Here is a 9,794-nt window from a genome sequence, read left to right on the forward strand (position 1 = left end):
GTGGCGGCCGGTACGGCGGAGCCGGGTGGCTTCCCGGGCCAGGCGGTGCTCCTCCCCCTGGCGGACGAGGTCGTCGTGGTGGAGGCGGTGGAGTGCGTACTCGAACATGACGTGTCCCCCGGAGGAATCGGTGCCGGTCATCGCTCTCTGCGATGCCTCCACCTTCGTCTCCCGGGCGGGTCCGCCACATCGGGAGGGTTCCGTATCTTCCGGCCGGCGCGGGGCCTTAGAAGGTACTTAGGCCGCCCAAGCCCTCAGTTGCCGTACCACCGGCCCCGCCGCACCGGCGACCGCGAGCGCCATGGCCGCCGTACGTGTGTGCCGCGCGTCCAGCCGCCGGGTCAGCGGACCGGAGAGCAGCACGCCGGCGACCGCCGTCGGCGCGAGCAGCACCGTGCGCTGGAACGTGTGCGTGCCCACCGCCCCCGCCGCCCCCAGCGCGACCAGGCTCATCAGCGAGCCGCCAGGAAGAACGCGCTCATCGTGGCCCGCAGCCGCGGCCCGCTCAGCCGCTGCCACACCATCGCCATCGGCGGGCCCCCGATGGAGGTCGCCGTGCCCATCAGCCCCGACGCCGTCCCGGCCAGGAACACAGAGGAGCGCCGCGCCCGGGGTACGTACCCCGCCGCGCTCACCGCGACGCCGGTGAGCACCACCCCGGCGATGAGCAGCGCGAGGTACTTCGCCGGCAGCGCCACCACGAGCAGCGCTCCCGCGGCCGCTCCCGGGACCCGTCCGACGAGGGCCAGCCGCAGCCGCGCCGAGGCACGCGCCGTACTCGCCTCCTGAACGCGCGTGAGGGGTCTTCCGGGCGCCCGGAAGACCCCTCACCGCCCGGCTCAGCCGGTCGCCGGCAGGCCCAGCAGTACGTCGGTGTACTTGAGGACCGCCAGCAGCAGTCCGATGACGCCGAGCGACACGCCCGCCCAGGCGACCGACTTGATCCAGGGCGCCTGGACGGTCCGTCCCGGCGTCCCGAACGCGGGCCTCGCCAGCACCACCACGCCCACGATCAGCGCGGTCAGCGCGAACAGGCCGGCCCACAGCGCGCTGGTGCGCCAGGCGTCGCCGTACACCTCCTTGACCTGGGTGGCGACGGTGGCGTCCGCGGCCGTCCCGAGCTGGCCCATGAGGGTCTCCCGCGCGGCGGCCACCGTGCCCAGCCAGCCACCGGTGAGCGAGACGAGGCCGAGGGCCGCGGAGACGACCGCGGCGGCGCCCTGTCCGACACCGGACGGACCGTCCTCCTTGCCGGCCTCGGCCTCGGTCTCGGTCTCGGGGGCGTCCTGCACCGCGTCCGTGGCGTCGTCCGGCTCAGTGGCGTCCACCGCCGTCTCGTCGCGCCCGGTGCCGGCTCCGGTTCCGTCCACTGTCTTCGTTCCCATGCCCCGCACCGTACGGACGCTCTCTGAGAGTCCGCTTAATGATCGTTGTGCGCCTCAATGACCGTCGCGCGCCGCGCGCCACTCCGGGGCCAGCACGGACCACACCTCCAGGTCGTGGCGTACCCCGTGGTGGAGGTGGGCCTCGCGGCGCACACCGTCCCGGGTCATGCCGAGCCGGCGGGCGATGTTGACGCTCGGCTCGTTGCCGGCCGCCGCGACCCATTCGACCCGGTGGATGCCGCGCTGCTCGACGGCCCAGTCGATGAGCACCCGCATCGCGCGGGTGACGAGCCCGCGCCCGGTGGCGGCGGGCTCCAGCCAGCAGCCGACCTCGCAGCTTCCGTTCCCGGCGTCGAAGTTCAGGGTGAGCACCCCGCCCACCAGCGTGCCGTCCAGCCACAGCCCGTGCAGCGAGGCGGTGTCGGCGGCACGCCAGTCGGCGTACCGCCGGAGCACCTCCCGGGCTCCGGCCACGTCCGTGGCCTTGGAGCCGAAGGGGACGTACTGGTTGATGAACTCCCGGCCCCGGTCCAGATGGGCCAGGAACTCCTCGGCGTGCCAGGGCTCCAGGGGGCGCAGTTCGGCTCCGTCGTCACCCAGTCGTATCGCGTACATCCCGCTGCTGCTCCTCCTCGGCCAGCACGTCCGCCGCCTCGGCGTCCGTGGCGGCGGCCAGCCTCTCATGGGCGGCCCGGGCCTCGGGCGGCTCGATGCTGATGCGCGGCAGGATCCGGTCCAGCGAGCGCGGCAGCCACCAGTTGGCGCCGCCGAGGAGGTGCATGAGGGCGGGGACGAGCAGGGTGCGCAGGACGAAGGCGTCGAGGGCGACGGCCGCGGCGAGCGCGATGCCGAACATGGCTATCACCCGGTCGCCGCTGAGGACGAAGGCGAGGAAGACCGAGATCATGATCACGGCGGCGGAGTTGATCACCCGGCTGGTCTCCGCGAGGCCGACGCGGACGGCGCGCCGGTTGTCGCCGGTCTCCAGCCACTCCTCGTACATCCGGCTGACCAGGAAGACCTGGTAGTCCATGGAGAGCCCGAAGAGGACCGACACCATGATCACGGGCAGGAAGGGCTCGATGGGGCCCGCGCTGCCGAGGCCGAGCGGTTCGCTGCCCCAGCCCCACTGGAAGATCGCGACGACGACACCGAAGGCGGCGGCGACGGCGGCCACGTTCATCGCGGCGGCCTTGAGCGGGATGCCGATCGAGCGGAAGGCCAGCAGGAGCAGCAGACAGCCCAGGCCGATCACCACGCCCACGAACAGCGGCAGCTTCTGGACTATGACGTCGGCGAAGTCGTCGTATCCGGCCGTCACGCCGCCGACGTGCACATCGAGCGAGGTGCCCGACTCGGCCCGCGGCAGCACGTCGTCGCGCAGCCGGTCGACCAGGTCACTGGTCCGCTTCGACTGCGGGGACGACTCCGGTACGACGGTGAGGTACGCGGTGTCGCCGCCCGTGCCGTAGGTCGCGGGCGACACCGACGCGACGCCCTCGGTCGCGCGCAGGGTGGTGTCGAGGTTGTCCAGGGCGAGCCGGTCCCCGGCGCCGTCGACGTGGGTGACGAGGGTGAGGGGGCCGTTCACGCCGGGGCCGAAGCCGTCGGCGAGGAGGTCGTAGGCCCGGCGGGTGGTGGACGTCTCGGGGTCGTTGCCCTGGTCGGAGGTGCCCAGGTGGAGGGAGAGGGTGGGCAGCGCGAGGACGGCCATGACGACGACGGCGACCGCGCCGAGCAGCTTGGGGTGGCGCTCGACCAACGCCGACCAGCGGGCGGCGAACCCGGTCGGCAGCTCCGGCTCGGGCCCGTGCTCGGCCAGCCGGCGCCGCTCCCGGCGGCTGAGCGCGCGCATGCCGATGCACTTCAGCAGGGCGGGCAGCAGGGTGACGGAGGCGGCGACGGTCAGGACGACGGTGAGCGAGGCCGCGACGGCGACGCCGTTGAGGAAGTTCAGCCGGAGGATCAGCATGCCCAGCAGGGCGATGCAGACGGTGGCGCCCGCGAAGACGACCGCCCGTCCGGTGGTGGCGACGGCGTTGACGGCGGCCTCGGTGACGGTGAGGCCGCGTTTCAGTCCGCGCCGGTGCCGGGTCACGATGAACAGCGCGTAGTCGATGCCGACGCCGAGGCCGATCAGCATGCCGAGCATGGGGGCGAAGTCGGCGACGGTCATGACGTGCCCGAGGAGCACGGTCCCGGCGTAGGCGGTGCCGACGCCGACCAGGGCGGTGGCTATGGGCAGCAGCGCGGCGGCGAGCGAGCCGAAGGCGAGGAACAGGACGACGGCGGCGACGGCCACACCGACGATCTCGGCCGTGTGCCCGCCGGAGGTCCCGACGGTCTCGACGGCGCTGCCGCTCAGCTCGACCCGGAGTCCGTCGGTCCGGGCGGCCACGGCCGTCTCCACCACGGTGGCGGCCTCGCCCGCGTCGATGTCCTCGGACCGGTCGTCGAAGGTGACCGTGGCGTAGGCGGTGCGGCCGTCCGCGCTGATCCGGCCGGCGCCCTGGCCGTCGTAGGGGCCGCTCACGGCGGCCACGCCGGGCAGGTCCCCGATCCGGTCCAAGGTGCGGGTCATGGCCTGCTCGACGCCGGTGTCCCGGACGCTGCCGGACGTGGTGTGCCAGACCACGTTGCCGCTGTCGCCGCCGAGGTCCGGGAAGCCCTCCTCCAGGAGCCGGGCGGCCCGCCCCGACTCGGTGCCGGGCACCCCGTAGTCGTTCGAGTAGGCGGAGCCGGCGGCGAGGGCGCCGGCGGAGACCCCGCCGAGGGCGAGGAGCCAGAGCAGAACGGTGATCAGACGGCGTTGGACACACCAGCGTGCGAGGGCTGCCACGAACGTGCTCCCGGAGTGACTGAGGTGTGGATCTTTGACCGGGAACAGCCGAACGCGGACCGAACATCCCGCAAAGAACGCATGAGCTACGCACTGCCCACTCTCGCAGGCACAACTGATCGTTTGTCGCTTTCGTGTCCTTGTTCACATCTCTCTGAGCAGCGGCGTTCACAGCTCCGTGAGCAGCGGCACCGCTCAGTCGAACTGGTCCCCCAGCGCCATGGTCATGAGCCCCGCCACCAGCAGCCACAGCGCCCTGCGGGTCCGCCCCCGGGAGCCCAGCACCGCGGCGAGGGCGCAGACGGCGGCTCCGCAGGCGTACGCGACGGGGACGAGGGCCGGCACGGGACCCGCGAGACGGAGCAGAGCGGCGGCCACACCCGCGAGGGCGAGTACGGCCCCGGCGCCGGTCGCGGCCCACCGGGCGCGCCGCACCTCCCGCGAGGCTTCGTCGTCCCGCCCGGTGTCCTCCGCCCGGAGGTCCGCGGTCGAGTCATCGGAATCGGCACGTCCACTCATGGCGCGGGAGCGTAGCGCCCGCGGCCCGGAAAACCGGATGCGGGGGTGCGGGCCGACTGCTACCGTCCGCCGTTCCGCCGTCCCGCGGCAGTCCGCCACCGACCGAAGCAGGTGCTTTGATGCTTGTCCGCCCGATCTCCGACGAGACCCTTTCCCCCTTCACGGCCCCAAGGAGCCCGTTCACCGATGTCGGACATCACATCGAACACCCCGCACGACGACCTCGCTAGCCGCCTCGCCCTGCCCCGGTACCCCCGCAGCAGCGCCTACGACGCCCGCTGGACCATCGAGAACGGGATGGGCCCGCACGCGCTGTGGCTGCTGGAGTGGCTCGCCCCGGCCCTCGGCCTCGACACCCTGCGCCCCGGCGCCCGCGTGCTCGACCTGGGCTGCGGCCGCGCCATGACGTCGGTCTTCCTGGCCAGGGAGTACGACCTCCAGGTCACCGCGGCCGACCTGTGGATCAAGCCGGACGACAACGCGCGCCGCATCGCGGAGGCGGGCGTGGCCGACCGGGTCCTCCCGGTCCTCGCCGAGGCGCACGACCTTCCCTTCGGGGAGGAGAGCTTCGACGCGATCGTCTCCGTCGACGCGTACCAGTACTTCGGCACCGACGACCTCTACCTGCCGACGCTGACCCGGCTGCTGAAGCCCGGCGGGCGGATCGGGGTCGTCGTCCCCGCGCTGCCCGAGGAGATCGAGGGCACCGAACCGCCGGAGCACATGAAGCCCTTCTGGGACCCCGCGTTCTGGTGCTTCCACAGCCCCGCCTGGTGGCGCCGCCACTGGACCCGCAGCGGGGCCGTGGAGGTCGAGACGGCCGACTGGCTGGAGGACGGCTGGCGGGAGTGGCTGCTCTGGTGCGACGTCGTCGCAGAGGAGAGCACGGAGGAGTTCCACGTGCGGATGAGCCGGGAGAGCGCGGAGATGCTGCGCACGGACCGGGGCCGCACGCTGGGCTTCGCGCGCGTGGTGGGCCGCCGCGCCTGACCGCGTGACGGCATGACCTCATGAGCGAGGGGGCGCATCGAACCGATGCGCCCCCTCCCTGATCGTCTTCGTCGATCAGCCCTCGCCGACACCCAGCTTCTGCAGGATCAGCTCCTTCACACGGGCCGCGTCGGCCTGCCCGCGCGTGGCCTTCATGACCGCGCCGACCAGGGCACCGGCCGCGGCCACCTTGCCACCGCGGATCTTGTCCGCGATGCCCGGGTTGCCGGCGATGGCCTCGTCGACGGCGGTGCCCAGGGCACCCTCGTCGGAGACGACCTTCAGACCGCGCTTGTCGACCACCTCGTCCGGGGTGCCCTCACCGGCGAGGACGCCCTCGATGACCTGACGGGCCAGCTTGTCGTTCAGATCGCCCTTCACGACCAGCTCGGCGATCCGGGCCACCTGCTCCGGGGTGATCGCCAGCTCGTCGAGCGACGTGCCGGACTCGTTGGCGCTGCGGGCCAGCTCGCCCATCCACCACTTGCGGGCGGAGGCCGCGTCGGCACCGGCGTCGATCGTGGCGACGATCGGGTCCAGCGCACCGGCGTTGAGGATGGCCTGCATGTCGGTGCCGGAGATCCCCCACTCCTCGCGGAGCCGGTTGCGGCGCACCAGCGGCAGCTCGGGCAGGGCGGAACGGATCTCCTCGACCCACTCGCGGGACGGGGCGACCGGCACCAGGTCGGGCTCCGGGAAGTACCGGTAGTCCTCGGCCTCCTCCTTCACGCGGCCCGAGGTCGTGGACCCCGTGTCCTCGTGGAAGTGCCGGGTCTCCTGCACGATCGTCCCGCCACCGCCGAGGACGGCCGCGTGCCGCTGGATCTCGAACCGGGCGGCGCGCTCGACGGACCGCAGCGAGTTGACGTTCTTCGTCTCGCTGCGGGTGCCGAACTTCTCGGTGCCGTGGGGGCGCAGCGACAGGTTCACGTCGCAGCGCATCTGGCCCATCTCCATCCGGGCCTCGGACACGCCGAGGGCACGGATGAGCTCGCGCAGCTCACGGACGTACGCCCGCGCGACCTCGGGGGCGCGCTCGCCCGCCCCCTCGATCGGCTTGGTGACGATCTCGATCAGCGGGATGCCGGCGCGGTTGTAGTCCAGCAGCGAGTGGGACGCGCCGTGGATACGGCCGGTGGCGCCGCCCACGTGCGTGGACTTGCCGGTGTCCTCCTCCATGTGGGCGCGCTCGATCTGGACGCGGAAGGTCTCGCCGTCCTCCAGCTGCACGTCGAGGTAGCCGTCGAAGGCGATCGGCTCGTCGTACTGGGAGGTCTGGAAGTTCTTCGGCATGTCCGGATAGAAGTAGTTCTTCCGGGCGAAGCGGCACCATTCGGCGATCTCGCAGTTCAGCGCGAGACCGATCTTGATCGCCGACTCGACGCCGGTCGCGTTGACGACCGGGAGCGCGCCGGGCATGCCGAGGCAGACGGGGCAGGTCTGGGTGTTCGGGTCGGCGCCCAGCGCCGTCGAGCAGCCGCAGAACATCTTGGTCCGGGTGCCGAGTTCGACATGGACCTCGAGGCCCATGACGGGGTCGTACGACGCCAGCGCGTCCTCGTACGACACCAGGTCAGTCGTGGTGGTCACGGTGAAACTTCCCTCTCAGCCCAGCAGGACGTCGTCGTCGCCGAGGCGCTTCACCTCGCGGTAGAGGATGGCGAGGTTGGTGATGACGGCGGCGCCGGTGACGACCGCGTCGAGCAGCCGCAGCGTGTCGTTCTCGCCACGCGCCTTCTTGATCTGCTTGTACACACCGACGGCGCCGAACGCCGAGGTGGCCATGGAGACGTACAGACCGGACTTGGACTTCTTGAATCCCTTGGCCTTGGACAGTGCGCTCACAGCGACGGTGCCTCCTCGATCAGCGGGTGGCCCCACTTTTCCACGAAGGCGGCCTCGACGGCGGCGCCGACCTTGTAGAGCCGGTCGTCCTTCATGGCGGGGGCGATGATCTGCAGACCCACCGGCAGGTTGTCCTCGGGGGCGAGGCCACAGGGCAGCGACATGGCCGCGTTGCCCGCCAGGTTGGTGGGGATGGTGCACAGGTCGGCCAGGTACATCGCCATCGGGTCGTCGGCGCGCTCGCCGATCGGGAAGGCGGTGGTCGGGGTCGTCGGGGAGACGATCACGTCGACCTGCTCGAAGGCCCGCTCGAACTCCTGCTTGATGAGGGTGCGGACCTTCTGGGCGCTGCCGTAGTACGCGTCGTAGTAGCCGCTCGACAGGGCGTACGTACCGAGCATGATGCGGCGCTTGACCTCGTCGCCGAAGCCGGCCTCACGGGTCAGCGAGGTGACCTCCTCGGCGGAGCGCGTACCGTCGTCGCCGGTCCGCAGGCCGTAGCGCAGGCCGTCGAAGCGGGCGAGGTTGGAGGAGCACTCGGAGGGCGCGATCAGGTAGTACGCGGAGAGCGCCAGGTCGAAGGACGGGCAGTCCAGCTCGACGACCTCGGCACCCAGCTCCTTCAGCAGCTCGACGGACTCGTCGAACCGCTGGACGACACCGGCCTGGTACCCCTCGCCGCGGAACTGCTTGACGACGCCGACGCGCATGCCGGCGACGCTGCCGTTGCGGGCGGCCTCGACGACCGGCGGGACCGGGGCGTCGATGGAGGTGGAGTCCATCGGGTCGTGCCCGGCGATCACCTCGTGCAGCAGGGCGGCGTCCAGGACCGTACGGGCACAGGGACCGCCCTGGTCCAGGGAGCTGGAGAAGGCGACCATGCCGTACCGGGACACGGCACCGTACGTCGGCTTCACACCGACGGTGCCGGTGACGGCGGCCGGCTGGCGGATGGAACCGCCGGTGTCGGTGCCGATGGCGAGCGGGGCCTGGAAGGAGGCGAGCGCGGCGGACGAACCACCGCCGGACCCGCCCGGGATCCTGGTGAGGTCCCACGGGTTGCCGGTCGGCCCGTAGGCGCTGTTCTCGGTGCTGGACCCCATGGCGAACTCGTCCATGTTGGTCTTGCCGAGGATGACGACGTCGGCGGCCTTCAGCCGCTTGGTGAGCGTCGCGTCGTACGGCGGGATCCAGCCCTCGAGGATCTTGGAACCGACGGTGGTCGGGATGCCCTCGGTGGTGAAGATGTCCTTGAGGGCGAGGGGAACGCCGGCCAGCGGACCGAGCTCCTCCCCCTTGGCCCGCTTCTCGTCGACGGCGCGCGCCTGCGCCAGGGCACCCTCGCGGTCGACGTGCAGGAAGGCGTGCACCTTCTCGTCGACGGCCTCGATGCGGGCCAGGTGCGCCTCGGTGACCTCTACGGCCGTGAGCTCACCGGAGGCGATCTTCTCGGCGGTCTCGGCGGCGGTGAGCCTGATGATGTGATCGCTCATGGCGGGTTACTCCTCCCCCAGGATCTGCGGCACCTTGAAACGCTGCTGCTCCTGGGCCGGGGCGCCGGAGAGCGCCTGCTCGGGGGTGAGCGAGGGACGGACCTCGTCCGCGCGCATGACGTTCGTCAGCGGGAGCGGGTGCGAGGTCGGCGGTACGTCTTGGTCGGCGACCTCGCTGACGCGGGCGACCGCGCCGATGATGTCGTCCAGCTGGCCCGCGAAGTGGTCGAGCTCTTCGGGCTTCAGCTCCAGACGCGCCAGCCGGGCGAGGTGGGCGACCTCCTCGCGCGTAATGCCAGGCATGCAGCGATCCTCTGGGGTGAGTGTGTGTGGTTCGGGGCTGGGGGCTGGCGTCGCATTCCCGTCGTCCGCCCGCAGGGCGGGCCCCGCGGCGTCTGGTGCGTGCGATCGCAAGGCGCCGGAGCGTCCTCGTGGCGGAGCCACGTGGGCGGTTCGGCAACGCGGCGAGCGTGCGTGCCAGGCGTCGCGGGCAGGCGGGAATGTGACGCCAGTCCCCAATCCTATGGGGCGGCGGGCCGTGCCCGTGAAACCCTTTCCCCGGGCCCGCCCTGTCGGACGCCGCACGGCGTTTCCCCGCCCGCGACGGAGCGGCGGGCAGCGTCCCCCGTCGCCGCCGAACGGGGTGGCTCCGCACCACGGGCACGGCGCCCGCCCGGCGCGGGCTATTCGTCGGCCGTGGTCGTCGCGGCCGGGAGCGCGGCG

At 72.1% G+C, this 9,794-nt stretch carries 11 protein-coding genes; 1 reads left to right on the top strand and 10 read right to left on the bottom strand.

Annotated features, from left to right (window positions below):
* Positions 1-237: 237 nt before the first annotated feature.
* From B7767_RS46630 to B7767_RS28725, 6 genes are all read right to left on the bottom strand, one after another.
* On the bottom strand, positions 238-453 hold the full coding sequence (locus B7767_RS46630) for a hypothetical protein (RefSeq protein ID WP_085574707.1): 216 nt from the start codon (positions 451-453) through the stop codon (positions 238-240).
* Positions 453-701, bottom strand: coding sequence for a hypothetical protein (locus tag B7767_RS46635; RefSeq protein ID WP_085574708.1), 249 nt, complete (start codon positions 699-701; stop codon positions 453-455). Before B7767_RS46635 ends, B7767_RS46630 begins: the two co-directional genes overlap by 1 nt.
* A 138-nt stretch (positions 702-839) precedes the next feature.
* A complete protein-coding gene (locus B7767_RS28710) occupies positions 840-1,385 on the bottom strand; it encodes a hypothetical protein (RefSeq protein WP_085574709.1) in 546 nt (181 codons plus the stop codon).
* 54 nt (positions 1,386-1,439) lie between these two features.
* Positions 1,440-2,000, bottom strand: a complete 561-nt coding sequence (locus tag B7767_RS28715) for a GNAT family N-acetyltransferase (RefSeq protein WP_085574710.1) — start codon at positions 1,998-2,000, stop codon at positions 1,440-1,442.
* Positions 1,978-4,224, bottom strand: coding sequence for an MMPL family transporter (locus B7767_RS28720; RefSeq protein WP_085574711.1), 2,247 nt, complete (start codon positions 4,222-4,224; stop codon positions 1,978-1,980). Before B7767_RS28720 ends, B7767_RS28715 begins: the two co-directional genes overlap by 23 nt.
* A gap of 195 nt (positions 4,225-4,419) precedes the next feature.
* Positions 4,420-4,743, bottom strand: coding sequence for a hypothetical protein (locus B7767_RS28725; RefSeq protein WP_085574712.1), 324 nt, complete (start codon positions 4,741-4,743; stop codon positions 4,420-4,422).
* A 186-nt stretch (positions 4,744-4,929) separates the two neighbouring features.
* Between B7767_RS28725 and B7767_RS28730 the strand changes: the two genes are divergently transcribed.
* Positions 4,930-5,733, top strand: coding sequence for a cyclopropane-fatty-acyl-phospholipid synthase family protein (locus B7767_RS28730; protein ID WP_085574713.1), 804 nt, complete (start codon positions 4,930-4,932; stop codon positions 5,731-5,733).
* Positions 5,734-5,808: 75 nt separating this feature from the next.
* Here the strand turns inward: B7767_RS28730 and gatB are convergent, their stop codons facing one another.
* The 4 genes from gatB to gatC are packed head-to-tail and all read right to left on the bottom strand — an operon-like array spanning position 5,809 to position 9,374.
* Complete coding sequence (gatB, locus tag B7767_RS28735) at positions 5,809-7,323, bottom strand: Asp-tRNA(Asn)/Glu-tRNA(Gln) amidotransferase subunit GatB (protein WP_085574714.1); 1,515 nt, start codon at positions 7,321-7,323, stop codon at positions 5,809-5,811.
* Positions 7,324-7,338: 15 nt separating this feature from the next.
* Positions 7,339-7,578 carry a hypothetical protein gene (locus B7767_RS28740; RefSeq protein WP_030216519.1) on the bottom strand — a complete coding sequence of 80 codons (240 nt, stop codon included), beginning with the start codon at positions 7,576-7,578 and terminating at the stop codon, positions 7,339-7,341.
* Positions 7,575-9,071 carry an Asp-tRNA(Asn)/Glu-tRNA(Gln) amidotransferase subunit GatA gene (gene gatA, locus B7767_RS28745; protein WP_085574715.1) on the bottom strand — a complete coding sequence of 499 codons (1,497 nt, stop codon included), beginning with the start codon at positions 9,069-9,071 and terminating at the stop codon, positions 7,575-7,577. Before gatA ends, B7767_RS28740 begins: the two co-directional genes overlap by 4 nt.
* A gap of 6 nt (positions 9,072-9,077) precedes the next feature.
* Positions 9,078-9,374, bottom strand: a complete 297-nt coding sequence (gene gatC / locus B7767_RS28750) for an Asp-tRNA(Asn)/Glu-tRNA(Gln) amidotransferase subunit GatC (RefSeq protein WP_006130840.1) — start codon at positions 9,372-9,374, stop codon at positions 9,078-9,080.
* Positions 9,375-9,794: the final 420 nt, after the last annotated feature.

Source organism: Streptomyces sp. 13-12-16, from assembly GCF_002114215.1.
Lineage (GTDB): Bacteria > Actinomycetota > Actinomycetes > Streptomycetales > Streptomycetaceae > Streptomyces.